The sequence below is a fragment of the Streptomyces sp. NPDC052114 genome (assembly GCF_040680155.1).
Lineage (GTDB): Bacteria > Actinomycetota > Actinomycetes > Streptomycetales > Streptomycetaceae > Streptomyces.
Genome location: NZ_JBFAWC010000005.1, coordinates 148,350 through 173,567, shown reverse-complemented (window position 1 = coordinate 173,567; position 25,218 = coordinate 148,350). Strand labels below are relative to the sequence as shown.

20 protein-coding genes are annotated in these 25,218 nt (G+C 74.0%); 12 read left to right on the top strand and 8 right to left on the bottom strand.

The features are described 5' to 3' along the window. Positions 1 to 3: 3 nt before the first annotated feature. The 4 genes from AB0L89_RS13045 to AB0L89_RS13030 form a co-directional block, all read right to left on the bottom strand. Complete coding sequence (locus AB0L89_RS13045; protein WP_365139796.1) at positions 4 to 2,574, bottom strand: glycosyl hydrolase family 65 protein; 2,571 nt, start codon at positions 2,572 to 2,574, stop codon at positions 4 to 6. Positions 2,575 to 2,724: 150 nt separating this feature from the next. Next, positions 2,725 to 3,744 (bottom strand): CU044_5270 family protein, encoded by a 1,020-nt coding sequence (locus AB0L89_RS13040; RefSeq protein ID WP_365138983.1) that lies wholly within the window; start codon positions 3,742 to 3,744, stop codon positions 2,725 to 2,727. Further along, on the bottom strand, positions 3,741 to 4,430 hold the full coding sequence (locus AB0L89_RS13035) for an RNA polymerase sigma factor (RefSeq protein WP_365138980.1): 690 nt from the start codon (positions 4,428 to 4,430) through the stop codon (positions 3,741 to 3,743). The genes AB0L89_RS13040 and AB0L89_RS13035 overlap by 4 nt, the downstream gene beginning before the upstream one ends. Before the next feature lie 49 nt (positions 4,431 to 4,479). After that, positions 4,480 to 5,604, bottom strand: coding sequence for a threonine synthase (locus tag AB0L89_RS13030; RefSeq protein WP_365139793.1), 1,125 nt, complete (start codon positions 5,602 to 5,604; stop codon positions 4,480 to 4,482). A gap of 972 nt (positions 5,605 to 6,576) precedes the next feature. Here AB0L89_RS13030 and AB0L89_RS13025 point away from each other — a divergent pair. Further along, positions 6,577 to 8,151: a S8 family peptidase gene (locus tag AB0L89_RS13025; RefSeq protein ID WP_365138977.1), complete on the top strand. Its 1,575-nt coding sequence runs from the start codon at positions 6,577 to 6,579 to the stop codon at positions 8,149 to 8,151. Between the two features lie 60 nt (positions 8,152 to 8,211). Here AB0L89_RS13025 and AB0L89_RS13020 read toward each other — a convergent pair whose 3' ends face one another. Then, complete coding sequence (locus AB0L89_RS13020; RefSeq protein ID WP_365138974.1) at positions 8,212 to 9,441, bottom strand: serpin family protein; 1,230 nt, start codon at positions 9,439 to 9,441, stop codon at positions 8,212 to 8,214. 180 nt (positions 9,442 to 9,621) lie between these two features. Between AB0L89_RS13020 and AB0L89_RS13015 the strand changes: the two genes are divergently transcribed. The 8 genes from AB0L89_RS13015 (at position 9,622) to AB0L89_RS12980 (ending at position 19,022) form a co-directional block, all read left to right on the top strand. After that, a complete protein-coding gene (locus AB0L89_RS13015) occupies positions 9,622 to 10,794 on the top strand; it encodes a DUF4190 domain-containing protein (protein ID WP_365138971.1) in 1,173 nt (390 codons plus the stop codon). Between the two features lie 105 nt (positions 10,795 to 10,899). Further along, positions 10,900 to 12,090 carry an alpha/beta hydrolase gene (locus AB0L89_RS13010; RefSeq protein WP_365138968.1) on the top strand — a complete coding sequence of 397 codons (1,191 nt, stop codon included), beginning with the start codon at positions 10,900 to 10,902 and terminating at the stop codon, positions 12,088 to 12,090. A gap of 112 nt (positions 12,091 to 12,202) precedes the next feature. Next, positions 12,203 to 12,958, top strand: coding sequence for a GntR family transcriptional regulator (locus AB0L89_RS13005; protein ID WP_365138965.1), 756 nt, complete (start codon positions 12,203 to 12,205; stop codon positions 12,956 to 12,958). 182 nt (positions 12,959 to 13,140) lie between these two features. Continuing rightward, positions 13,141 to 14,847: a hypothetical protein gene (locus tag AB0L89_RS13000; RefSeq protein WP_365139790.1), complete on the top strand. Its 1,707-nt coding sequence runs from the start codon at positions 13,141 to 13,143 to the stop codon at positions 14,845 to 14,847. Between the two features lie 184 nt (positions 14,848 to 15,031). After that, a complete protein-coding gene (locus AB0L89_RS12995; protein WP_365138962.1) occupies positions 15,032 to 15,223 on the top strand; it encodes an SPOR domain-containing protein in 192 nt (63 codons plus the stop codon). Positions 15,224 to 15,295: 72 nt separating this feature from the next. Next, positions 15,296 to 15,694: a (deoxy)nucleoside triphosphate pyrophosphohydrolase gene (locus tag AB0L89_RS12990; protein WP_365138957.1), complete on the top strand. Its 399-nt coding sequence runs from the start codon at positions 15,296 to 15,298 to the stop codon at positions 15,692 to 15,694. Positions 15,695 to 15,822: 128 nt separating this feature from the next. Further along, positions 15,823 to 16,239: an ATP-binding protein gene (locus tag AB0L89_RS12985; RefSeq protein WP_365138954.1), complete on the top strand. Its 417-nt coding sequence runs from the start codon at positions 15,823 to 15,825 to the stop codon at positions 16,237 to 16,239. Positions 16,240 to 16,412: 173 nt separating this feature from the next. Next, positions 16,413 to 19,022, top strand: a complete 2,610-nt coding sequence (locus AB0L89_RS12980) for a SpoIIE family protein phosphatase (protein WP_365138951.1) — start codon at positions 16,413 to 16,415, stop codon at positions 19,020 to 19,022. 19 nt (positions 19,023 to 19,041) lie between these two features. Here AB0L89_RS12980 and AB0L89_RS12975 read toward each other — a convergent pair whose 3' ends face one another. Next, a complete protein-coding gene (locus tag AB0L89_RS12975; RefSeq protein WP_365138948.1) occupies positions 19,042 to 19,755 on the bottom strand; it encodes a PspA/IM30 family protein in 714 nt (237 codons plus the stop codon). A gap of 59 nt (positions 19,756 to 19,814) precedes the next feature. Then, a complete protein-coding gene (locus AB0L89_RS12970; RefSeq protein ID WP_365138945.1) occupies positions 19,815 to 21,911 on the bottom strand; it encodes a TPM domain-containing protein in 2,097 nt (698 codons plus the stop codon). 114 nt (positions 21,912 to 22,025) lie between these two features. On the opposite strand from AB0L89_RS12970, the gene AB0L89_RS12965 reads away from it, so the two are divergent. The 3 genes from AB0L89_RS12965 to AB0L89_RS12955 all read left to right on the top strand — a co-directional run bounded on the left by AB0L89_RS12965 (position 22,026) and on the right by AB0L89_RS12955 (position 24,260). Continuing rightward, positions 22,026 to 22,691 (top strand): SMI1/KNR4 family protein, encoded by a 666-nt coding sequence (locus AB0L89_RS12965; protein ID WP_365138942.1) that lies wholly within the window; start codon positions 22,026 to 22,028, stop codon positions 22,689 to 22,691. Positions 22,692 to 22,763: 72 nt separating this feature from the next. Next, entirely contained in the window at positions 22,764 to 23,198 is a 435-nt protein-coding gene (locus AB0L89_RS12960) for a VOC family protein (RefSeq protein WP_365138939.1), read from the top strand. A gap of 138 nt (positions 23,199 to 23,336) precedes the next feature. Next, complete coding sequence (locus AB0L89_RS12955) at positions 23,337 to 24,260, top strand: hypothetical protein (protein ID WP_365138936.1); 924 nt, start codon at positions 23,337 to 23,339, stop codon at positions 24,258 to 24,260. Positions 24,261 to 24,269: 9 nt separating this feature from the next. Here the strand turns inward: AB0L89_RS12955 and AB0L89_RS12950 are convergent, their stop codons facing one another. After that, on the bottom strand, positions 24,270 to 25,178 hold the full coding sequence (locus AB0L89_RS12950; RefSeq protein WP_365138933.1) for a hypothetical protein: 909 nt from the start codon (positions 25,176 to 25,178) through the stop codon (positions 24,270 to 24,272). Positions 25,179 to 25,218 lie beyond the last annotated feature (40 nt).

Sequence of the window (25,218 nt, the reverse complement as noted above, 5' to 3'; positions counted from 1 at the left end):
GCCTCAGCGCTCGACCCTCAGCTCCGTCAGGGACGGCGCCTCGTCGCCCCGCCGGACCGTGATCCGCACCTGGCGCACCGGGCCGTGCCCCGGGGCGTGCCAGGTGCGCCCGTCCGCCGAGGTCTCCACGCGGTGCCCGGCGGGCCGCACCTGCCACACCGGGGTGATCCGGCCGACCCGGCGCGCACTGCCCAAGTCGACGGTGAGAGAAGCCCGTTCAGAGGTGGGCGACCAGGCCGTGACCGGGTTGCCGTCCACCGCCGCGACCGCGTACAGACCCGGTTCCTCGGAGGTCGCCGTCGCCGGGCGGCAGCGCGCCAGGTCGGTCGTCGGGGCCAGGTCGGGGCGGCGGGTCCGCAGGACGGCGGGGGAGTGGCGCCGCACGGTGACCGTGCCGCCGGGCGCCGCCACCCGGAAGGCGTCGCCCGACACCAGCCGCACGGTCGTCTCCTTCGGGCCGATCGCGATGTCGTACGTCCGCCCCCGCCAGCGCATCCCGCGCAGCGTCACGCCCCGCGCGAGCTGCGGCGGCAGCGTCGGGTCGAGGCGCGGCGCGTCGCCCTCGCGCAGCCGCAGCCCCGTCAGGCCGTGCGTGAAGACCTGGAGGAAACCGCCCTTGCCGGTGAGGAAGTCCTGTGCGGGCGACCCGGCCAGCGCGTCCCCGGCGCCCGCCTTCGTGCCGCGCGACTCCGAGAACAGCGCGAACGGCCCCCGCATGAAGGGACGTACGGACCTCTGGAGATACGTGTACGCCGAGCAGCCCGGCTCGCCGATCGCGGCCGCGTCGATCGCGTGCACGGAGTCCGTCATCGCGGGCCCGTCCGGGTCGGTGCGGGCGCTGTAGTGGTCGAGCGTGGCCGCCGCCGCGCCCTTCGGCATCGGCCAGTCCAGCGGGTAGGTCAGCAGGACGGTGTCGGCCTGCTTGATGGTCGACCCGGTGTAACCGGCGTACTGGAGATAGATCTTGCGCTTCGGGTCGTACGGGATGCGGATGCGGTCGGCGGTCGCCGTCCAGGCGGCGGGGGCCCGCTTGCCGAGCGCACGGGCCGCGCCGACCGCCGCGCGCAGGGAGGTCACGGCGACGGCGTTGGTGTAGACGCCGTCGGTGACGCCGTTGCTGTACTCGTCGGGGCCCGCGACGTTCCGGATGGAGTGGCTTCCGTCCGGATTGCGGGTGGTGCGCGAGGTCCAGTACTCCGCGATGCCCTTGAGGAGCGGCCAGCCGCGCTCGCGCAGCCAGGCGCGGTCGCCGGTGGCCAGGTGGTACTGCCAGGCGGCCAGCGCGATGTCGCCCTGGAGGTGGTTCTGCTGGACGCAGTGCGGCGGGTACCAGCTCTGGCACTCCGACCACAGCGCGCCCCGGCTCGCGCTCGTCCACGGGAAGAAGAGACCCTTCACGGAGGTCCTGCGGGCGTTCTCGCGGGCGGCCCCGCTCGTGAAGTGCCGGTAGGCGAGGACCGGTTCGGCCAGCTCGGGCTGCGTCGCGAGCAGCGCGGGGAACATCCAGGTCTCCGCGTCCCAGAAGATCATGCCCGCGTAGTTGTCGCTGGTCAGCCCGGCGGGCGCGAGACTGTCGCGGGAGCCGGGGCGGGTGGCGGAGAGCAGTCCGTACTGCGCCGAGCGCGCCCACAGTTGCAGGTCGCGGTGGCCCGGGATCTCGATGTCGGCGCTCCAGAGCCGGCGCCAGGCGGCCGCGTGCGAGGCGAACAGCGCGTCCCAGCCGAGCGCGGCGGCACGGCGCGAGGCGCTCTGCGCGGCGGCGCGCGGCGCCCGGGAGGTGCGGGTGGTGTCGACGCCGACGTACTTGACGGCCTCGTACGTCCCGCCGTCGCGCACCCGGAGGTCCGCCGCCTGGCTGTTGCTCAACTCCCTTGCCGAGCCCGCCTGATGGGTGACCCCGGGCGCCTTCAGCGTGGAGGTGACCGCGCCGTCCGTGCGGGTGCCGTCGGTGCGGAAGGCCACGTCCATCGTCTTCTTGCCGCGCGGCCCGCCGCCGGTCTGCGTGATCCGCCGGGCGCCGCGCCCGTCGATGCGGTCGGTGACGGTGGCCCGGCCGGTCCAGTGCGGGGTCAGGCGCAGGCGTACGGCGGCGGTGTGCGCCCGGTCGCGGGAGGCGAGCACGTCGTAGGCGAGGTCGGTGCGGCGGCCGTCGGCGGTGGTCCAGGTGAGGGAGGTCCGCACGACGCCGCAGCGCAGGTCCAGCGTCTGCCGGTAGCGGGAGACACGGCTGCGCGGGCCGTACGTCTCGCCGCCGACGGTGAGGTCCAGCGCGGTCCAGTTCGGCAGCGCGGCGATCGCCTCGCGCCCGGCGGTCCCCCGCGGCCCGCGCGCGTAGAGCCCGGCGGCGAACGCCCCGTCGAAGCGCGGCGTGTACAGCGGCCAGCCGGTCTTCTCGTCCGGGTGGGGCGCGGGGTACCCGGCCCCGGCGGGCGGCACGCGCACGCCCAGGTAGCCGTTGCCCACGTACGGGTCGTAGGCGTTCTTCGAGGGGCCGCGGGTGGTGGCCGTCGGCGCCCAGGCGGGGTCGCCGGGCGGGCCGCAGTCCGCGGGCGGGCGGGGCTCGGGCGCGGGCACGGCGCGCGCGCCGCCGTCGGTCAGGGTGAGGGCGGCGACGGTCAGCAGGGCGGTGGCGAGGCGTCGGTTCACGGGCCGACGATGCGCCGGGGGACGCCCCCGGCCCGGCATGCGCGCCGGGGGCGTCCCACGGACGGGTGGGGTGCGGGATCAGCCGACGCGGTCGGCCGGGCCCACCTCCAGCCAGGTGTAGCGGTCCGTGGGGTGGTCCCCGCGGATCTTGTGGGTCTGCTCCAGGAGGAGGCCGGTGTCGGGGTCTACGACGTACCGGTCCTTCGTCCAGTACTCGATGGTGCCCTGCGGCTTCGTCGAGATCCTGGACTTCTGCTCGATCTGCACGGCGACCCCCGGACGGCCCGTGCTGTCCTTCACGTCACCGATCAGCTTCATGCCCGGGGTGTCCGCGAGGATCCGGAAGAGCGCCGCGCGCAGCTCAGGGCCCGCGGGGGAGTCCTCCAGCATGATCACCACCTGCTGGAACCGGTGCGCCGGGTCCTTGTCGAACAGCGCCGCGAGCGTCTTCCGGTCGGTGGGCAGCTCGTCGATCTCGGGCCAGGTCAGCCACTTCCCGCCCACCGGCCACTTCTTGAGCTTGCCCTTGGCGCCGGCGGGCGGCTCGTGCACCGTGCCGTCCGCGTCGACCGACCAGACGCGGCCCTCGCGGTCGACGTACGTGGTGTCCGTGCGGCGGCCGTCGTCCTGGTTCTCGGTCTCGACACGCACCTTCCAGTACGGGGCCCGTGCCGCGGGGGCGTCCGCCGCCACCGCCGCCATGTCGTCGAGGAACCGGCTCGCCGACGCGGTCGCCGCCGGTTCCCCGCCGAGTCCCAGCACGGGGTACGTCACGGCCCCCGCGGCGATCGCGGCCACCGCGGCGGCGGCCACGAGCAGCCTGCGGCGGCGCGGGACGGCACGGGCACGGGGCGGGGCGTGCGGGGCGGCGGCGCTCCGCTCCCGCGCCACGGCCGGGGCCGTCTCCCGCGGTGCCGCGCCCGGGAGTGCCCCCTGCCGCGCGGCGGCGTGCGCCACCGCGGCCTGGGCGGCGGCCACCGTGCCCGCGGCGGGCGGTGCCACCTCGCCCGCCGCGATCAGCTCCGCGGCGCCGGGGAAGTCGAGGACGTCGAGGGCGTCGAAGTCGTCGAGGTCGCGGTGGTCGGTGCGTTCGGTCATGCCGGGTCTCCTGTCAGCTTGAGGGGCGCGTCGGCGCGCAGCCGGGTACGGGCGCGGTGCAGCCGGGAACGTGCGGTGCCCGCCGGGATGCCGACCACCGCGGCGGCCTCGCCCGGTGTCAGCTGCTCCCAGGCGACGAGCAGCAGCAACTCCCGCTCCACGGGCGGCAGTTCCGCGAGCAGCAGGCGCAGGCGCGGGGCCACGGCCGCCGCGTCGAGCCGCGCGTCCACCGCCTCCCACGGGTCGTCGCGGGCGTCGCCGGTGGGGGCGGGGCGCTGCCGTTCGGTGCGCCGCCAGTGCGTGGACAGTACGTTTCTGGCCACGCCGAACAGCCAGGCGCGGGCGGCGCCCCGTGCCGTGTCGAAGCCGAGGCGCGCGGTGTAGGCCTGGAGCCAGGCCTCGGCCAGCAGGTCGTCCGCCGCGCCGGGGGCGCGCCGGGCGAAGTAGCCGTGCAGCGCCGCCGAATGGCGCCGCACCAGCGTCTCGAAGGCGGCGGTGTCGCGGGCCGAGCGGGCCAGCAGCGCCTCGTCCGAGACGTCGTCGCCGCTGCCGGGTCCGCCCCCGACGGGTCCGCACTCACCTGGTCCGCCGCCACTCGGTCCGCCGCCACCCGGTCTGCGCCCGGCCGGTCCACGCCCGCCCGGTCCGTCCCGTTTCTCCGGTGTCTCGCGTTCGTCCGGTGTCACGAGCCCTCCCTCCCGACCGCCGGACGGCGGTCTCACCCCCTACTTGGCGTCAGGCGCCCGGTGCGTTCGCGAGCCCCGTCTTCGCGCCCGCCCCGCACAGCGGGACGACCGCCGTGCGCTCCCCGAGCGCCCCGTCCCGCACGGCCGCCCAGCAGGCCACGCCCGTCGACTCGACGTACAGCCCGCGCGCGGCCAGATCCCGCTGGGCCGACCGGATCTGATCCTCAGTCACCGTCAGGAAGCCGCCGCCCGACTCCCGTACCGCCCGCAGGATCTGCCGGGCCCGCGCGGGCCGGGGGATCGCGATGCCCTCCGCGAAGGTGGCCGCCATCGGGGTCTCGCCGACCAGGTCGTCGGCGCCGGCCCGCCAGGCCGCGGCGAGCGGGGCGACCGCGGCGGACTGCACCGCGTACAGCGCGGGCGCCTTCGTGATGAGCCCGGCCGCGAGCAGTTCGCGCACCGCGAGGGCCGCGCCGAGCAGCAGCGTGCCGTTGCCCACGGGTACGACGAGCGCCTCGGGCAGCCGGCCGCCGAGATCCTCCCAGAGCTCGTGGACGTAGGTCTTGGTGCCGTGGAGGAAGTAGGGGTTGTGGACGTGCGAGGCGTAGAACGTGCCAGGCGCGTCGGCGGCGGCGCGGGCCGCGCGCGCCGCGTCCTCGCGGTCCCCGTCGACGACTTCGAGCCGCGCCCCGTGCGCGCCGATCTGCTCCAGCTTCTTCGGCGAGGTGGCGGCGGGGACGTACACGGTGCAGGGCAGCCCGGCCCGCGCGCAGTACGCGGCGACGGCCGTGCCCGCGTTGCCGCTGCTGTCGGCGACGACCCGGTCGGGCCCGAGCCGCAGGGCGAGCGCGGCGAGCACGACCGCGCCCCGGTCCTTGAAGGAGAGCGTCGGCATCAGGAAGTCGAGCTTGGCAAAGACGCCCCCGGCCAGCGCCACGACCGGCGTGCGGCCCTCGCCGAGGGAGATCGCCGGGGCGGACAGCGGCAGGCACTCGGCGTACCGCCAGAGGGAGTTGACCCGCCCCGTGAGGGAGGCGAGCGGCGCGGGGACGGGCGAGAAGTCCAGGTCGAGGGGCCCACGGCAGACGGGACAGCACCAGCCGAGCGACCCGCCGGGGACCCGGGTCCCGTCGAGGGGGCAGAGGAAGTCGGGGAGGGCGGGCGCGGGGGCCATGGGGGCTGTGGCCCTCATGGGGTCCACGGGGGCCGTGGGGTTCAGGGGGTCGACAGGGTTCGCGGCGCTGGGGTCGGTCATGCGCGCAGGCTAATCGGCACGTCCCCGAATCGGTCCGGCCCGACGCATCGGGTCCGCGCGGTGGTGCGGGCTGTTCGGCTGGTCCGGTGGTGTGGGCTGCCAGCCCGGTCCGGTGGTGCGGGGTGTTCGTCTGTCTTGCTTTGCGCGTCGTCTGTGCGAACGGTGGTGCGGGTTGTCCGTCTGGTCCGGTGGTGTGGGCTGTTCGCCTGTCTGGCCTTGTGCGCCGTTCGTGCGAACGGTGGTGCGGCTGTCCGCCCGGTCTGGCCTTGCGGGCTGTCCGTTCGCCCGGCCGTGCGGTCTGTCCTGCTCCTTCGAGCCGTCCGGTTCGCCGTTCCTCCGGTCGACCGGGTCCTCCGAACGCCCGGGCCCGCCGGCTCTCCGACCGGCTGGGCTGCTGGCTCTCCGGCTGACCGATCACCCAGGTCCACCGGTCCACCGGCCCACCGGCCCACCGGCCCACCGGCCCACCGGCCCACCGGCCCACCGGCCCACCGGCCCACCGGCCCACCGGCCCACCGGCCCACCGGCCCAGCGACCGGGCCGACCGACCCGGCCCGACCCACCGGCCGACCAGCCCGGCCCGCCCCCCCCGCCGAGCCCCTCACCTCCCCCACCCATCCCGGTTTCCGCTACCCCTGAGGCGGTAGTTGAAGGTGCGACGTGAGAGGTCTGCGGCAGTTGGTGATGATCCGTCATGGCACCGGCGTGGCAGTCGTGTTACGTCCGGTCCTGACCCTTGTGGGATTCCTATGGATCGGCCAATCTTTCGTCCCGACGGAGGCAAGGAAGCGCATGTCCTATTGACATGCTCCTGCCGCATGTCTCCGTCAGTGTGGGCACCACGGCACCAATCCCCCACCAGCGCACCACCTATTGAGGAGGACCCCTCAGATGGCAGTGATGCGTCATACCCGCCGAAGACTGGCCGGGATCAGCGCGACAGCGGTCGCGGCCCTCGCCCTCGGCGTCGTCTCCGCCCTCCCGGCGAACGCACAGCCGGAGCACGCGGAAGGCAGGATCGAGAACGCCGGCGCCCCCGGCACGATCAAGAACAGCTACATCGTGAGCCTCGACAAGGGCGCCCCGAAGGCCCGCTCCGCCGAGGGCAAGGCCCTCGCCAAGGAGTACGGCGCGAAGATCGAGCGGACCTACGACAAGGCCCTCAACGGCTACGCGGTCGAGCTGACGGAGGCCGAGGCGAAGAGGTTCGCCGCCGACCCGGCGGTCGACGCGGTCGTCCAGAACCGGACGTTCACTGCCACCGCGACCCAGAACAACCCGCCGTCCTGGGGCCTGGACCGCATCGACCAGAAGAACCTGCCGCTGGACCAGAAGTACACCTACCCGGACTCCGCGGGTGAGGGCGTCACGGCGTACATCATCGACACCGGCGTCCGCATCACCCACAGCGACTTCGGCGGCCGCGCCTCCTACGGCTACGACGCCATCGACAACGACAACACCGCGCAGGACGGACACGGCCACGGCACCCACGTCGCGGGCACCGTCGCCGGCACCCTGCACGGCGTCGCCAAGAAGGCCAAGATCGTCGGCGTCCGCGTCCTGAACAACCAGGGCTCGGGCACCACCGCCCAGGTCGTCGCGGGCATCGACTGGGTGACCAAGAACGCGGTCAAGCCGGCCGTCGCCAACATGTCGCTCGGCGGCGGCGCCGACAGCGCCCTCGACACGGCCGTCCGCAACTCCATCGCGGCCGGCATCACCTACGCGGTCGCGGCGGGCAACGAGTCGACCGACGCCTCGACCAAGTCGCCCGCGCGCGTGGCGGAGGCCATCACCGTCGGTGCCACGACCAACACCGACGCCAGGGCGAGCTACTCGAACTACGGCAGCATCCTCGACATCTTCGCCCCGGGCTCCTCGATCACCTCGACGTGGAACACCAACGACACGGCGACCAACACCATCTCCGGTACGTCGATGGCGTCCCCACACGTCGCGGGCGCGGCGGCGATCTACGTCGGCCAGAACCCGTCGTCGACCCCGGCGCAGGTGTCCGCGGCCCTGGTCAGCGCCTCCTCGACCGGCGTCGTCGGCAGCCCCGGCACCGGCTCGCCCAACCGTCTCCTGAACGTCACCGGCGGCACGACCAACCCGCCCGGCAAGTCGTTCAGCAACACCGACGACTATGCGATCAACGACAACGCCACGGCCGAGTCGCCGATCGCCGTCACCGGTGTCACGGGCAACGCGCCCGCGTCGCTCTCCGTGCCGGTCGCCATCCAGCACACGTACATCGGCGACCTCCAGGTCCAGCTGATCGCGCCCGACGGCACCGCGTACACGCTCAAGGGCTACGGCACCGGCGGCAGCTCGGACAACATCAACACCACGTACACCGTGAACGCCTCCTCGGAGACGGCCAACGGCACGTGGAAGCTGCGCGTCAGCGACAACGCGGCGCAGGACACCGGGAAGATCGACTCCTGGGGCCTCCAGTTCTGAGGCCCCACCGGACGTGAGCGGCGCGTGCGCGTGCGCACCTGAGGTGCCCGAGCGCGTGACTCAGTAGTCCTCGTTCTCGTACCGGCCCTCGTCCTCGCGGAGCGGCTCCGGGTCCGTGACCCAGCCCGCCGCGAGGACGAGGCGCGAGGTGCGGTGCACGGCGAGGAAGCCGAAGGGGCGGTCGAAGCGGGCGTCCACCTCGGTGGTGACGTAGCGCTCCTCGGGCATGCCGCCCCCGATCGCGACGACCGCGGTGACGGCCGCGGCCCGGAAGCCGAGCGCGCCGAACGTCGCCGTCGCCGCCTGCCGGGCCCCCTGGAGCGCCAGCGGCTCCTCGGCGACCCCCGGGAAGTGCCCGCCCGTCCCGTCCCGCGCCGTGGTCATGCCGAACAGCTCGTGCTCCGCCATCAGGTCGTGCCGCGCCGACAGCGTGAACGGCACGGTGGTCACGTGCAGCGTCGGCGGACGCGGGCTCATCGAGCGCACCCTGCCGACACGGAGTCCGGGACCCACCTCCCCGTACGGCAGGTGAGGACCCGGCACCACGGGGAGCCTGCGCGCAAGGGCGTCCACGCCCGCGCCGAGCACCTGCCCCGGCCCCATGCTCTCCTCGCCGAGCAGCAGATGGACGTCGATCCCGGTGTTGCCGAGCACCTTCAGCCCGGTGACGGCCCCGGCGGGGGAGTGCACGACGCCGACCCGGTCCAGGAGCGACGTCGTGCGGTACAGGGTGGCCAGGGCCCGGTCCCGCCACGGACCCGCCTCGACGTCCGTCCCGCCCTCGTCGAACGGCTGGAACCAGTCGGTCCGCAGGGCCAGCGCGCTCGCCAGGACGAACTCGCTGCTCTCGTCCGTGCGGCCCGGCAGCCGCTCGATCTGCCCGCCCGTCCGCTCGGCCGCCCACGCGTCCAGCGCCTTCGCGTCCGCCTCCGGGTCCCCGGTCAGCACCCCGAGGGCCCCCACCGGCACCCCCGCACGCCACGCGTCCCGCAGGGTCAGTGTGCGCCTGGTCCACAGGCCGAGCGCCGCGTCCACGCCCCGCATGGCGTCCAGCGAGGCCAGCAACTCCCGTGCCGCGCGCGCCGCTTCGTCGGCGGGCAGTCCCACCGCGGCCGACAGTTCCGCGCGGGCCGCGCCGCCCGCGCCGTCCGCGAGGAACGCGAGGAGGGGCCAGACGCCGGGCGCCGAGAGGACGGTGCCGCGGTCGGCGGGCACCGCGGCGGCCCACCGCGAGGTCAGCGCGTTGGAGGCCTCGACCGTTGTCCGAGTTAATGGGATTTGCCGCTGCATTACCTTTTCGCTCCCGCCCCGATTACGATGCGCCAAGTTCTCCGCACCACCCGACCCAGGAGCACGCTACCCGTGGACATACCGCCGCCGTCCGGTCCGTACGCGCCTCCTCCGGGCGGTCCGCAGAGTCCGCAGGGTCCGCAGAGCCCGCAGGGTTCGCCGCGGAGTCCGCAGGGGCCGGTGCAAGGGCCGTACGGTCAGCCCGGGGCGCCCTGGCCGCCGCCCGGCCAGGTCCCCTACCAGCGGTGGCCCGGCCCGTACTCGCCCTACTCCCGGCCGCCGGTGAACGGCTTCGCCATCGCCTCCCTGGTCCTCGGCATCCTCTGCTTCCTGCCCGCGGTCGGCCTGGTCCTCGGCCTGGTGGCGCTCGCGCAGATCAAGAAGAAGGGCGAGCGCGGCAAGGGGCTGGCCATCGCGGGCGGCATCCTCTCCGTGGTCGGCGTCGTGCTGCTCGTCCTCGCGGTGGTGACGGGCGGCGCCCGCGAGTTCGTCGAGGAGGTCAAGGAAGGGGCGCGCGACTCGCGGCGGAGCGCGGGCGCCTTCCCGGTCGGCAAGGGCGGCTGCTTCGACGCGCCCGACGGCGACCTCGACGCCATGAAGTACGCCTTCCAGGTCGACGAGGTGCCGTGCTCTGGGCCCCACGACGGCGAGGTCTTCGGGTCCTTCCGCGTGAACCACACCGGCTACCCGGGCGACGACGTGCTCACCGACCTCGCCGACAGCAGGTGCTCGGACCTGGCGACGGCCTACACGCAGGACTCCTGGGCCGACTCCGGCGACGCCGACCTCTACTACTTCATGCCCGACCGGAACACCTGGCGCCACGGCGACCGCAACGTCACCTGCCTCTTCGGCTCCGGCGACCCCGACCAGCCGCTGAAGGGCTCGCTGCGCAGCGACGAGACGACGCTCGACGACGACCAGCGGGCGTATCTGAAGGCGGACCGGGCGTTCGAGGAGGCGCTCGCCTCGGCCCCCGAGGAGGAGCGCTTCGAGGACGACCTGGAGGGCCACAAGAAGTGGGCGGCCCGCGTCGACAAGGGCCTGGGCGAGCAGGCGCGGCTGCTGCGCGCGCACGACTGGCCCGCGAAGGCGCGGGGGCACGTCGACACGCTCCTCGCCGACATCGGCGCATCCCGCAAGGAGTGGGCGAAGGCCGCCGCCGCGTCCGACGCCGACAGTTGCTACGCCCACTACACGAAGGCCTTCGGCCTCGTCGACGGCGAGGGCGCGGTCGGCGCGCGCACGGCCCTCGGTCTCGGGACGACGTCGCCGCGCGACGCGACCCCGGAGGACGGCACGGGTCCGGGCACCGGCGACGACCACGACGACCACGACGAGGCGGCCGTGTGACGGTGTGACCCGGCGGCCGGAACGGCGCCGGCGCGGGCTCCCGCAGAGGCCGTCGGACCCATCACCTCAAGGACTTTTTGTCCGCTTCTGTGATATTTCTTCGACGTGACGTCCCTCGTGCCGCCCCCCGCCGTGGCCCGGGTCCTGCTCCTCGCCGCCGCCCTCCTGAACGCGGCGCTCGCCGTCCTCGTCGCCGCCCCGCTGCCCCGCGTACCGCTCCTGGTGCTCGTCGCCGCCGTGATCACCTCCTGGGGGCTCGTCCTCCTGCCGCCGGGGCTGCTCGGCCTCGCCGTCGCCGCGCTCGCGGGGCGCCGCCACCCCTGGTGCGCGGGTCTGGCGGCCCTCTCCTCCTTCGCGGCCCTCGTCTACGGAGTGATGCCCTACGCCGCCGCGTACTCCGCCGCCGAACGGCAGGGCCAACACCTCGCCGCCGCCCGGTACTTCGACGGCGTCAACTACGCCAAGGTTCCCGACCGCACGCGCTCCCTCACCTATGCGCGGGCGAAGCGGCAGCGGCTGAGGCTGGACCTGTGGGCGCCGTCCGGGCGCTCGGCGGCGCGGCGCCCCGCCGTCGTCTGGGTGCACGGCGGCGGCTGGAACAAGGGGCACCGCAGCCAGACCCCCGAGTGGAACCGCTGGTTCAACGCGCGCGGCTGGTCGGTCTTCGACATCGACTACCGCCTCGCGCCCCGGGCCACCCAGCTCGACCAGATCGGCGACGTGAAGTGCGCGGTCGGCTGGGTGCGGCGGCACGCGCGCGCGTACGGCGTCGACCCCGACCGCCTTCTCCTGGCGGGCAGTTCGGCCGGCGGCAACCTCGCGCTCGCCGCCGCCTACACGGACGGTGACGGCCGGGTCCCGGCGTCCTGCCCGGTGCGTGACAGCTCCGTCTCGGGGGTGATCTCGCTGTACGGCCCCACCGACATGCGGCGCCTGATCGCCGGCACCGCGCTGCGCCGCGACCCCATCATCCCCCGTCTGATGGGCGGTTCGGCGGCGACCGCCCCGGCCCGCTATCGTCTGGGCTCACCCGTGCGGCTGGTGCGGGGCGACGTGCCGCCGACGCTGCTGCTGCACGGGAGCGCGGACCGTGCGGTTCCGGTGGCGCAGGCGAGGGAACTCGCGCGGCGCCTCAAGGCGGCGGGCGCCCCGGCGACGTACGTCGAACTGCCGTGGGCCGACCACTGTTTCGACGTGAACTGGGGAGGGTGGGGCAGTCAGATCGCGCGCGCCGCGACCGAACGTTTCCTCGGCACGCTCGACCGTTCGCTATATCCGGGGAAAGGCCCTGCGTAAAGACCTGTGCGGCAAGAAATCATCACTTCGGGTGATTCCATGGCCTTGGGTTGCACCCAACAACCGACGGTTGCCACGCTGTTGCTGTCTGTCAACCTGATGGGAGTGGCCAGTGACTTTCGGTGAGCAGCCGGCGTATCTGCGTGTCGCGGGTGATCTCCGCAAAAAGATCGCCGACGGCTCGCTGCCGCCGCACACCCGGCTGCCTTCGCAGGCAAGGATCCGCGAGGAGTACGGGGTCTCGGACACGGTCGCCCTGGAGGCGCGCAAGGTCCTGATGGCCGAGGGGCTGGTGGAAGGGCGCTCCGGCTCCGGCACCTATGTGCGCGAGCGCCCCGTCCCCCGCAGGATCGCCCGCACCGGCTACCGCTCGGCGAACGGCGGTTCGACCCCCTTCCGCCAGGAGCAGGCCGCCGAAGGCGTGCGCGGCACCTGGGAGTCCCGCAGCGAGCAGGCCGAGGCGAGCGCGGCGATCGCCGAGCGGCTCGGCATCCGCGCGGGCGACCGCGTGATGTGCACGAAATACGTCTTCCGGGACGCCGGTGAGGCCATGATGCTCTCCACCTCCTGGGAGCCCCTCGCCATCACCGGGCGCACCCCCGTGATGCTCCCCGAGGAGGGCCCGCTCGGCGGCTGCGGGGTGGTGGAGCGGATGGCGGCCATCGACGTGGTCGTGGACAACGTGGCGGAGGAGGTCGGTGCCCGCCCCGGCCTGGCCGAGGAGCTCACCGCGCTCGGCGGCGTCCCCGGCCATGTGGTCCTGGTCGTCCAGCGGACGTACTACGCGTCGGGCCGCCCGGTCGAGACGGCCGACATCGTGGTGCCCGCCGACCGCTACCGGATCGCGTACCACCTGCCCGTGAAGTGACGTCCGGTGACGGGGAGTTAACACCCGCCCCGCCCCCGTAACCCCGGAGCAACACCATCCCGCGACCGGCTGTCACGCGGGGCTCCTACCTTGCCCGTCCGTACCCGCACCCCGGTCGGACGACAGGAGCCCCCATGACGGACACGACGGTCGGCCGCGAGCCGACGGCCCCGGCGGACGCGATGCCGCCGGACGCGGAGCCCGAGGTCGACTCCGCGCCGCCCCGACGCAGTTACGCCAAGATGGCGGCCGACGAGAGCCGCGAGGACTACTCGCTGCGCTACGCCCCGCACTCCTTCCGGCGCTGGTCCCCGACCATGGTGGCCTCCACCGCGCTCGGCGGCATCGCCTACCTCGCGGACTTCGCGATCGGCGCGTCCATCGTCTTCACGTACGGATTCACCAGCGGCCTCGCCTCGATCCTGTGCGCCGCCACGATCATCTTCGTGACGGGCGTCCCGATCGCGCGGGCCTGCGCGAAGTACGGCCTGGACATGGACCTGGTGACCCGAGGGGCGGGTTTCGGCTATTTCGGGTCGACCCTCACGTCCCTCATCTACGCCTCCTTCACCTTCATCTTCTTCGCCCTCGAAGGCTCGATCATGGCCCAGGCCATGCACCAGGCCGTCGGACTCCCGGTCGAGGCCGGCTACCTGGTGACGACGCTGATCGTCATCCCGATCGTCTTCCGCGGCATGGGCGCGCTCGCCAAGGTGCAGGCCTGGACGCAGCCGGTCTGGCTGGTCGGCCTGGTCCTTCCGTTCGTGGTGCTCGCCTTCGAGGCGCCGGACGCGTGGGGAGCCTTCGGCTCCTTCGGCGGCACGGAGGGCGCGGGCAGCGGCTTCTCGTGGATCGGTTTCGGTCTCGGTACGGGCGTCGCGCTCTCGCTCATCGCGCAGATCGGCGAACAGGCGGACTACCTGCGCTTCATGCCCGCGAAGACCGAGCAGAACAGGCGGCGCTGGAACCTGGCCGTGCTGGCGGCGGGGCCCGGCTGGGTCGTGATCGGCGCGGCCAAGCAACTGGGCGGCGCCTTCCTGGCGTTCGTCGCCCTGGAGGCCGTCGGGAAGACGCACGCCCTGGAGCCCGTCGCCCCGCAGATCGAGGCCCTCAGGCCGTGGCTCGGCTCCGTCGCGCTGCCCGCCGCCGCCCTGTTCGTGATCGTCTCGCAGATCAAGATCAACGTGACCAACGCCTACAGCGGCTCGCTGTCCTGGTCGAACTTCTTCTCCCGCGTCACCCACCGCCACCCGGGCCGGGTCTGGTACATCTTCCTCAACCTCGCCATCGCGCTGACGCTGATGGAGATGAACATGTTCGCCGCGCTGAACAAGCTGCTCGGCTTCTACTCGAACGTGGGCATCGCCTGGATCACGGCCGTCGCCGCCGACCTGGTCATCAACAAGCGGGCGGGCTGGAGCCCGAAGTACATCGAGTTCAAGCGCGCCTATCTGCACGCGGTGAACCCGGCCGGGTTCGGCGCGATGGTGATCGCCTCGACGGTCTCGATCCTCGCGTTCTTCGGCCTGTTCGGGCGGTACGCGGAGGCCTTCTCGACCTTCATCGCGGCCGGACTCGCCCTGCTGCTGTGCCCGTTGATCGCCTGGGCGACGAAGGGCCGGTACTACCTGGCGCGGCCCAACCCCGTGAACGGGCCGCACGTGCCGGTGCCCGACGTGACGGCCACGCACACCTGCGGCGTCTGCGCCACGGCGTACGAACTCCCCGACATCGCCGACTGTCCCGTCCAGGCAGGGCCGATCTGCTCCCTGTGCTGCTCGCTGGACGCCGAGTGCGGTGACGTCTGCCGCAAGGCGCCGACGGGCGAGCCGGTACTGATGCCGATGCCGACCGTGCGGACGGACCGACCGCCCCTGCGGACGGACTGACGGCCCGCGCGGACGGACCGGCCCGTGGCCGATTGCGTGCGTCCTGACCACCCCCTGCGTATCTCTTTGTGCAAAGTCGTATCCGCTGAGTAAAGGTCGGGCGTAGGCTCGGGCATATGCGGATTGCGGTTTCCTTACTGATCGAGGCGTGGCGCGCGCCGGGGGTGGCGAGCGGAGGGGCGCGATGAACGACGGGACGGTTCTGCTGCCCTGGCTCGTGATACGTCAGGACGACAACGGCAACCGCTACCGCGTGGGCAGGTACGCGACGAAGGCAGAGGCCCAGAAGATCGCGGACAGCCTCGGCGATCGCGGACACAAACAGCTCTACTCCATCGAGAAGCTGAATCAGAACGTCGGAGGGGCCGCCCCGTAGGGCTGTCCCTCGCGCCGTGTGGAGCCGCCCCCGGGTCCGTCCCGTCCGGCGGAGCGCCTACGCTTCGGGCGCATGAACGAACGCATCGTGGTCGGCGCCGCCCTGTACGACGAGGGGCGCCTGCTCGCCGCGCGGCGCACCGCGCCGCCCGAGCTGGCCGGCGGCTGGGAGCTGCCCGGCGGCAAGGTCGAGCCCGGCGAGCGCCCCGAGGACGCGCTGCTGCGCGAGCTCCGCGAGGAGCTGGGCGTCGAGGCGGAGCTGATCGAGCGCGTCCCGGGGCAGTGGCCGCTCGCCAAGGGGTACGTCCTGTGGGTGTGGACCGCCCGCCTGCTCTCCGGCGCCGTCCGGCCCCTCCAGGACCACGACGAGCTGCGCTGGCTCGCCCCCGACCAGGTCTGGTCGGTCGACTGGCTGGCCGCCGACGTGCCCGCCGTGACGGCGGCGCTCGGCCTGCCGCACGCCGCGCGCTGACCCCGCCTACGCCGTTCGTGCCACAGTGCGCCCCAGTACGCGGTAAACCCACCGGGATATCGGGTATGTGCCCATTAACCCCATGAAACCGGACAGGTTCCCGGACAGGTTCTGCCTCTGGTCTGGAAGTGATCGGCGTGATCGACACCGAAGGCGACTGCGCCGAGTGGGAGTTCCCCGCGCACCCGGGCGCCGTCCGCTCCGCCCGCGCCGTCGTCCGCGAACAGCTCGGCGACTGGGGTCTGGCGCCCCTCGGCGATGTCACCGTGTTGCTCGTGAGCGAGTTGGTGACCAACTCGCTGCGTCATGCCTCCGGGCCCATCGGCGTACGCCTCGTACGTTCCGTGGACCCCTCGGGCACCCTCCTTGTGGAGGTGTCCGATCCGCTCCCCGACCCGCCCCTGGAGCGCGTCGCCGCACCCGACGACGAGGGCGGTCGCGGCATTCAGCTGGTGGCACGCTCCGCGCGCCGCTGGGGGACACGGCCGGGTCGCACGGGCAGTGGGGGGAAGACGGTGTGGTTCGAGCTGGCGCTGCCGGGTTAGAAGACTGGCAGTGTGCGAGGGACGTCGGGCACAAGGGCGGCACGGGCCAAAAAGCGTCGAGTCCGTGCTGTGATCGTGAACGCCGTGTGGTGCTGTGCCGTAGTGCTGGATACTGCGGTCAGCCGTATGCGGTGACCGGTGCCGGACGCGGTGAGCTGGAGGGGACGGTTCGCGTGAGCGAGATACCAGCGAAGGCGACGGAGCCCGAGGGGCCGTCGGGCGACGCGATGGCCGAGGACGCGGGCGAGGCCGGGGTCGGCGAGACCTGGCAGAGCAGCCCGCCCGGCTCGATCTACGACTACATCAAGGTCGCCTCGTTCTCGATCGGTGCCGACGGCCTCGTCGACCAGTGGAGCAACCGCGCCGAGCGGCTGTTCGGCGTGGCCGCGCGCGACGCCGTCGGCAAGGACCCCATCGAGGCCTTCGTGCCGCCCGAGCTGCGCCCCGGCGGCCACCGCAAGATGGCGGAGATCCTCGACGGGCGGGAGTGGACCGGCTCCGTCCCCTTCCGGGTGCCGGGCCGGGCCGCGGACGGCTCCGCCGGACAGGAGGGCATCGCCGAGGTCTACGTCATGCCGACGGAGACCGAGGACGGCGAGCGGGCCGCGGTCTGCATCGTCGTCGACGTCCGCGCGCTCCGGCAGATCGAGACCGACCTCGCCGCCTCACAGGCCATTTTCGGCCAATCCCCTTTCGGCTTTCTGCTGTTCGGCACGGACCTGAAGGTGCAGCGCGCCAACCGCCGCTTCGCCGACGTCTTCGGCGGCGGCGCCGAGGAACACCGCGGCCGCACCGTCCACGACTACCTGCCCCGCCACGAGGCCGACCGCATGTCCGCCGCCCTCAAGCGCGTCCTGCAGACCGGCGACGCCGTGACGGACATGCAGATCGTGGGCCCCGCGCCCGGCAGCGGCGAGCGCCGCCACTGGTCGATCAACCTCTACCGCGTGCACAGCGGCTCGGGCCGCCCCATCGGCGTCGCCGGGCTCGGCACCGACGTCACCCGGCGGCACGCCGCCGCCCGCGAGGCCGCGCACGCCCGGCGCAACCTCGCCCTCCTGAACGATGCCGGGGCCCGCATCGGCAACTCCCTCGACCTGGAGGCCACCGCACGCGAGCTGCTCGACGTCGCCGTCCCCGGCTTCTGCGACCTCGCCTCCGTGGACCTGTACCAAGGCCTGCTCGACGGCGACGAGACCCCGCCCGGCCTCGCCGACGGCAGCGCGGAGCTGCGCCGGGTGGCCTTCGCGAGCGCCGTCGCCGACGCGCCGTTCCCGGAGGGCACCGGGCCCGTCGCCGTCGGCGCCGTGCACCGCTTCGCGTTCTCCTCGCCCTGCGCCGACGCCCTGCGCGCCGCCCGGCCCCGGCTGATCACCGCCGCCGACAGCGCCTCCGCGAGCCGGCTGACCGGCGGCCTGGTCCAGTCCACGCTGGCCGTGCCGATGATCGCCCACGACACGGTGGTCGGCCTCGCCCAGTTCTCCCGTACGAAGGGCAGCGAGCCCTTCGGCGAACGCGACCGGGCGCTCGCCGGCGAGCTGGCCGCGCGCGCCGCCGTCTGCATCGACAACGCCCGGCTCTACCGCCGCGAGCACGAGCGCGCGCTGATACTGCAGCGCTCCCTGCTGCCGCCCGGCGACCCCGAGGCGTCCGGCCTGGACATCGCCTGCCGCTATCTGCCGGGCAACGCCGCCACGGAGGTCGGCGGCGACTGGTTCGACGTCATCGAACTGCCGGGCCACCGCACCGCCCTGGTCGTCGGCGACGTCATGGGGCGCGGGCTGCGCGCCGCCGTCGCCATGGGCGAACTGCGCACCGCCGTGCGCACCCTGGCGCTCCTGGACCTGGAGCCCGCCGAGGTGCTCTCCGCGCTCGACGAGATCGCCCGCGGCCTCGGCAACCCGGCGGGACCCCAGCAGGCCACCCGCGCCGCCCGCAAGGCCGCCGACGCGGACCTCGGCGAGGTCTACCTCGCCACCTGCGTCTACGCCGTCTACGACGCCGTCACGCGCCGCTGCACCTTCGCCAACGCCGGGCACCTCCCGCCCGTCCTCGTCGAGCCCGGCGAGTCCGCGCTCATGCTCGACGTACCCCCGGGCATGCCGCTCGGCGTCGGCGGCGAGCCCTTCGAGGACGTCGAGGTCGAACTCCCCGAGGGCGCCCTCCTCGCGCTCTACACCGACGGTCTCGTCGAATCGCGCGACCACCCGCTCGACGAGGGCCTGAACGCGTTCGTGCGCGCCCTCAGCGACGCGCCGCCCGCCCTTGAGGACGTCTGCGACCACGTCCTGACCACCCTCGACACCCACCACGGCGAGGACGACATCGCGCTCCTGATGGCGCGCGTGCAGGGCCTGCCCGCCGAGCACGTCGGCGACTGGACGCTGCCGCGCGACCCCAAGTCGGTGGGCCGCGCCCGCGAGCTGGCCTGCGACCAGCTGCGCGCCTGGGACCTGGAGCGGCTCTGCGACACGGCGGAACTGCTGGTCAGCGAGCTGGTCACCAACGCGCTCAGATACGGCGAGGGCGAGATCAGGCTGCGCCTGCTGCTCGACCGCACGCTGGTGTGCGAGGTGTGGGACGCCGGGTTCGTCCAGCCGCGCCGCCGCCGGGCCCGCGACACCGACGAGGGCGGGCGCGGCCTCCAGCTGGTGGGCCTGCTCAGCGCCGCGTGGGGCTCGCGCCGGACGCCGCAGGGCAAGACGGTCTGGTTCGAACTCGCCCTGCCGAACGGCGACACGGAGCCGATGGACCCGGCGGAGGCGCTGCTCAGCCTGTTCTGACGCCGGCCCCTCGGCCGGCTCAGGTGGTCGCCTTGAGGGCGGCGAGGCGGGCCTCGACCTCCGCCGCGTCGCCCAGGCCGTCCAGCTCCTCGAACTGCGCGTCGAGGGAGGACGCGGCGAGCTCCTGCCGGCCGAGCGCCCGCGCCTCCTCGCGGCGCACCTTCTCCTCGAAGCGGCTCAGCTCGCTCGTCGGATCGAGTACGTCGATGCTCGCGGCGGCGTCCATCATCCGGTTCTGCGCCTGTGCGGTCTTCGCGCGGGCCACCAGCTGATCGCGCCGCGACCGCAGCTCGACCAGCTTCACCTGCATCCGTTCCAGGCCCGACCGCAGCTTGTCCACGATCTCGGTCTGCGCGGCGATCGTCGGCTCGGCCTCCTTGGCCTCCTTCTCCGCCTGGAGCTGCCGCCCGAGCGCCACCTTGGCGAGCCGGTCGAAGGTGTCGGCCTCCGTCGCGTTCCCGTCCGCGCGCAGCTCGTCGCCCTTCCTGCTCGCGGCGAGCGCCTTGGCGCCCCACTCGGCGGCCGTGTCCTGGTCGTCCTTGTGGTCCTGCTCCAGCATCCGCAGATTGCCGATGGTGGTCGCGACCGCCTCCTCGGCCTCCTTGATGTTGTCCGTGTAGTCGCGGATCAGCTGGTCGAGCATCTTCTGGGGGTCCTCGGCCTGGTCGAGGAGCGCGTTGATGTTCGCCTTGGCGAGCTGGGCGACCCGGCCGAGGATGGTCTGCTTCGTCATGTCCTTGGTCTCCTTGAACGAGGGGCAGCGGGGTTGCGTGGGGGTGCGGGGACACGGGCTCAGAACCGGCCGCCCCCGCCCCGCCGGCCCCGGGTCTCCCCGCCGCCGAAGCTGCCGGGACCGCCGGATCCGCCCCCGCCCCGGCCGCCGCCCCCGCCGAACCCGCCGCCGTAGCCCCCGCCCGAGCGGCGCCCGCCCCCGAGGAGCTCGCCGAGGATGATGCCGCCGAGCACCGCGCCGCCCGTGCCGCCGCCCCGCCCACCGCCGCCGCCGAGGCCCCCGTAGGGGTTGCCGTAGCCGCGCACGTCCCGCTCGGCGAGCTGCTGCGCCCGGCGGGCCAGGGAGTCCGCCTGCTGGGCCGAGGCCAGCGCGGCGGCGGCCTCGCCCTCCGGCCCGGCCTCCGCCCGCGCCAGGTGCCGCTGGGCCTCGGCCAGGCGGGTCCGCGCCTCGCTGCCGACGGCGCCGCGGTGCGTGGTGACGTAGTCCGCGGCGGCCCCGACCGCGCTGCGGGCGGTCAGCAGCGCCTGGGAGAGCAGGGCGCGGGAGCGGCGGTCGGCGACCTCGCGCTCGCGCGCCCCCGCGAGGGCCGCGTCCAGCGCCGCGTCGGCCTCCTCGACCCGGCGCAGGGCGTCGATGGGGTCGTAGGGCCCCGCCGTCGTCTGTCCGCGCACCTCGGCGACCACCGACTCCGCCCGGGCGACCCGGCCCCGCAGATCGGCCGTGGAGACCCCTTCCGCGGTGCCCTCCAGGAGGCCGCGCGCGTCGGCGAGGTCGGCCTCGGACTCGGCGAGCGCGCCCGGCAGCTTCTCGGCGGCGAGCGCCAGTTCGCCCGCGAGCCGGTCGACGGCGTCCACGAACGTGCCCGCCTGGTCGACGGCGCCCTCGGCGGCGCGCAGGTGCACCGCCGCCGCGCCGCCCTCGCCGGAGTCGGCGGACTGGCGGGCCTGGTTGAGGTGGGTGGTGGCGAAGACGAGCCGGTCCTTGGCCTGCTCGACATGGCCGACGACGGCCGCCGACGCGGTGGGCGCGTACGTCGCGCGCAGGGTCGTGAGGGTGTCGTCGGCCGCGCCGGTGCGGCCCGCGACCTGCCGGAACACCGTCTCCGCGTGCTCCAGGGCGCGCGGCAGGTCCTTCTCCAGGGCGCGCAGCTCGTCGAAGCCCGCGGTCTCGGCGTCCAGGCGGCGGCCCGCCTCCGTGCAGCGCGCGACGATCTCGTCCAGCATGCGGCGCCTGGTCGCGTCGTCCTCGGGGTACGCGTCGTCGAGCTCCTGCCGCAGCCGGAACGCCGCCGTCAGCTCCGCGCGCGCGAACGCGAGCGCCGCGCCGAAGGGCCGGGCCGCGTCCTCGCCGAACTGGGCGGTGGCGAAGCCGAGTTCCTCGGTGCTGGTGCGGACCGCGTCGTCGGTCTCCACGAGGAGGCGCCGGGCCTCCTCGTCGAGCTCGGGCAGCGGCGTGACGCCCGCGCCCTGCCCCCAGCCGCCGCCGGGCGTCGTGCGGGTGGTGACGCGCTTCCTGCGCCGCTTGTACGCGACCGTCGCCGCGACCCCGGCCACGCCCGCCGCCACGACGGGGAGCACCAGGTCACCGGCCACGGAGTCGTCGCCGCCGTCGGCGGTGGGGTCCGCCGGGCCGGGGGTGAGCGAGGGCGCCGGCACGGGCTGCCCCGCGAGGACCGCGCGGTAGCCGTTCGCGGCGCCGATGGCCGCGCCCGCCCAGTCGTTCTCGCGCAGGGCGGGCCTGATCGCGGTGGTGGCCACGTCCGTGAGCTGCGCGTCGGTCAGCCGTGACCCGTCGCTCACGGAGTAGGCGAACTGCCGGTCGTGGGTGGCGACGGCGAGCAGCACGTCGTCGAGGCCGAGGCCGTTGCGCTCGGCGGTGGCGTCCGCCCAGCTCTGCGCGGAGCGACCGGAGAAGTCGCGTACGTAGGCGACGAAGAGCTGGACGCCGCGGTCGTCGTAGAGCCGGTCGAGGGCCTGCTCGGCGGCGTCCGCGCGGTCCCCGAGGGCGCCCGTCCGGTCGGTGAGCTGGCCGGTGCGGGAGAGAGTGACCGGGTCGTCGGCGAGCGCGGGCGCGGGGCACAGCAGCGCGAAGCAGGCGAGCAGCACGGCCACCGCGGCCGCGGCTGCCCGCGCGGCTCTCTGCGAGGGCGGCGTCACATAGGGGAGCGTATGGGTGCATTCGGGGCGCCGCGACCCGGAGGCGGCGCCCCGCGGCGGCCCCGTACGGTGATCGTGAGCGGCCGGAGCGGGGCCGGAGCGGGGGAGGCACGGGTGGACGGGGTCTGGACGGGCATCAGGGAGCGCGTGCTCGCGCTCCGGGACGCGCCCGGGTGGCGGGCGGTGTTCGGCGCGGACTTCCAGGGGCACGGCCACGGCTTCGCCCTGCTGCCCGTCCTGACCGAGGAGCAGGTCGACGCGGTCGAGCGGCGGCGCGGGGTGACGTTCCCTGCGGAGTACCGCGGCTTCCTGCTGGAGGTGGGGGCCGGCGGGGCGGGCCCGGACTACGGCCTGTTCCCGGTGGACCCGGACGACTCCGGGCCCGCCGCTCCGGAGGGCACCTTCCGCCCTGGGCGCACCGCGGAGTGGGAGGAGCACCGGTCGGCGGAACCGCGGCGCGCGGCGTACGGCGACACGGCCGAGGAAGAGGCCCGGTTCCGCGCCGAGTACACGGCCTGGGACCGGCGCGACGACGAACTCCTGGACGCACTGACCGAAGGCGCCCGCTACATGACCGACCAGGGCTGCGGCTATTACACGCTGATGGCGCTGACGGGCCCCGAGCGCGGCACGATGTGGAACGACGCGCGCGCGGCCGCGGAGGGCGTGATCCCCTTCGCGTTCCTGAACAGCACGGAGAGGGTCACGTTCGCCCAGTGGTACGTCCACTGGCTGACCCACGCGGAGCGGGTCGCGTGGCGGACACCGGCGGACGAGTAGCCGACGAGCAGCCGACAACACCCGTACGCACACCGGCAGATGACCCCCACGCCCCCCTGCTAGGGTGCGCCGATGTCTTCGATCAAGCAGTTCCAGGTCACCTTCGACTGCGCCGAGCCGGAGCGCGTCGCCCGCTTCTGGTGCGAGGTCCTGGGGTACGTCGCACCGCAGCCCCCGAAGGGCTTCGACACGTGGGACGCCTACAACGCCTCCCTGCCTCCCGAGGACCGGGACGCGTGGTTCGCGTGCAGCGACCCCACGGGCGTGGGCCCGCGCCTGTTCTTCCAGCGCGTCCCCGAGGGCAAGGTCGTCAAGAACCGCGTCCACCTCGACGTCCGGGTCGGCACCGGCCTCGTGGGCGAGGAACGCCTGGCCGCCCTGGAATCCGCCTGCGCCCGCCTGCTCCCACTCGGCGCGACCCGCGTACGCCTGCTGGAGGCCGACGAGGAGAACGAGTCGTGCCTCGTGATGCAGGACGTGGAGGGCAACGAGTTCTGTCTGGACTGAGTACGGGACGGGACGGCCGGATGACGGCACCCTGCCGCTGGAAGGGGCCGAGCATGCCCCCGGTGCTGCCCTTCCGTACCTCGTGCGGGGGGTGCGGCGGGGCTAGGTTCGCCTGGAACAGTGGGAAGGTGGGGCGGGGTGCGTGAGGTGCGGAGGGGTGCGGGGCGGCAGGCGGCGGGGGCCGGGGGTGTCCGGCGTGAGGAGCGGGTCGCCGGGCTGGCCGCGCTGCAGCGGAGCGCGGGCAACGCGGCCGTGACGCGGTGGGTGCAGCGGCAGACGGGCGGTCTCGACGAGCACTACGCGACCAGGCCCACCGAGCACCCCGAGTGGGGGCCGTACCAGGAGCTGACGAAGGCCGCGGGCATCCCGCAGGACGAGGCCGACGCCGCCTGGCAGCTGCTGCTCGGCGGGGTCGACGCGCAGGGCGCGCTGAACGCCGAGGCCATGGCGAGGACGAACGTCCGCCAGGAGCAGCGGGACCTGCGGGCGTCGAACACCTGGTACCAGGAGTTCGTCCGGCTCATGGCCGAGCACCTGGAGATCGCGACGCCCACCATGGCCCTGTGGTCGGGAGGGATCGAGACCAGCGACTACGCGCACGCGAAGGGCCACACCCCCCTGGAACGGACCCGGATCGGCAGCGTGCTCAACGTGCTGAAGCTGCACCCGGACTGGCCGCTGAAGACGCCGATGTGGAACGTCCTGTCGAAGGCGTTCGTGGCCCGCGCGACCGGCCCGGTGCACATCTTCCTGCGGTCCTACCTCCCGGAGAGCGTCCTCATCTCGCAGGAGATCCCGCAGCTGCGCGAGGTCATGCGGCTGAACCCGAACGTGCAACTGGTCTGGCACCCCGTGTACACCGCCCCCGACGGGCGGCTGCGGGAGATCACCGATGACTTCCGGCTCGTCGACGACGCGGAGTACCGGACGCGGGACACCTGCGTCGCCGTACTCCTCGACTACCTCAGGAAGTTCCACGACGAGGACAACGGCAAGGCCACCCGGGCGTACCAGGGCATGGAGAAGCTGATCGTCGCCAACGGTCACAAGGACGGGGTCTGAGGCCGGGCCCTACGCCAGCAGGCCCGGCAACTCGCCCGTGCGGTCGTTGTCGGCGGGGCGCAGGCCCGACGCGGCGCGGTTCTTCCACGTCATCGTGACCATCGGGGTGTCGCCCTCGCCGACGGTCACCTTCGAGCCCGCGTAGCGCTCGCCGGGTGCCGTCTTCTCGCGGAGCTTCGCGGCGGTCGCGGCCGCCGCCCTCTTCGACGCGGTCCGCGCGCAGAGCGTCTCCGAGGAGGACCTGCCGTCCTTGCCGAGCCGGCCGCCGATCGCGAAGAGCACGGTGTCGGCGTCCTGGCGCTCGGCGTAGTACGTGGCCTCGTACACGTCGCCCAGGCAGTCGGCGACCGCCGCGTACGCCTTGACGTCGCGCAGGGAGTCGTCGGGCGCGGTCAGGGGCAGCGCGACGTGCGAGCGGCGGGCGACGCGGGCCGACTCCGAGACGTCGTAGACGCCGGGCTCGCCGCGCTTCTCGTAGCGGGTGCCGCCGTCCGTGCCGGAGGATCTGTAGCCCTGCTTCTTCATCGCGCGGGCCACCGCGTCCGTGTCGAACGCGCCGGTCAGCAGCGAGCTGTCGCCGACCAGGACGGAGGCGCGGACGTCCTTCGCGCCGAAGCCCCAGTCGGCGCGGACGTTCCCGCCGGTGTAGCCGCTCTGGGCGACCTCCAGGATCCCGAAGCCGTCGAGGCCGCGGTAGAGCCCGGGGTCCGCGGCGACCAGGCGGCGCACGGTGCGTACGTCCCGGTAGGTCACCGCCTGGTCGGCCGCCGACGCGGGGACCGCGGCCAGCGCGCGCTCCAGGCCCGTGCCCCCGCCCGCGCCGTCGTCGCCGGGCAGGGTGCAGGAGGCCGCGCCCGCGCTCAGCGCACCGGCGAGCAGCGCGGCCATGACGGGGCGGGAGGTGCGGGGCAGACGCATGCGCGGCAGTGTGGCACAAGGTCCCCGCCGCGCACGGGCG

Coding starts and splice junctions, on each gene's coding strand:
- AB0L89_RS13040 (WP_365138983.1), bottom strand. CDS start 3,744: ATGACCGAACGCACCGACCACCGCGACCTCGACGACTTCGACGCCCTC.
- AB0L89_RS13030 (WP_365139793.1), bottom strand. CDS start 5,604: ATGGCCCCCGCGCCCGCCCTCCCCGACTTCCTCTGCCCCCTCGACGGG.
- AB0L89_RS13025 (WP_365138977.1), top strand. CDS start 6,577: ATGGCAGTGATGCGTCATACCCGCCGAAGACTGGCCGGGATCAGCGCG.
- AB0L89_RS13020 (WP_365138974.1), bottom strand. CDS start 9,441: ATGCAGCGGCAAATCCCATTAACTCGGACAACGGTCGAGGCCTCCAAC.
- AB0L89_RS13000 (WP_365139790.1), top strand. CDS start 13,141: ATGCCGCCGGACGCGGAGCCCGAGGTCGACTCCGCGCCGCCCCGACGC.
- AB0L89_RS12995 (WP_365138962.1), top strand. CDS start 15,032: ATGAACGACGGGACGGTTCTGCTGCCCTGGCTCGTGATACGTCAGGAC.
- AB0L89_RS12990 (WP_365138957.1), top strand. CDS start 15,296: ATGAACGAACGCATCGTGGTCGGCGCCGCCCTGTACGACGAGGGGCGC.
- AB0L89_RS12975 (WP_365138948.1), bottom strand. CDS start 19,755: ATGACGAAGCAGACCATCCTCGGCCGGGTCGCCCAGCTCGCCAAGGCG.
- AB0L89_RS12960 (WP_365138939.1), top strand. CDS start 22,764: ATGTCTTCGATCAAGCAGTTCCAGGTCACCTTCGACTGCGCCGAGCCG.
- AB0L89_RS12950 (WP_365138933.1), bottom strand. CDS start 25,178: ATGCGTCTGCCCCGCACCTCCCGCCCCGTCATGGCCGCGCTGCTCGCC.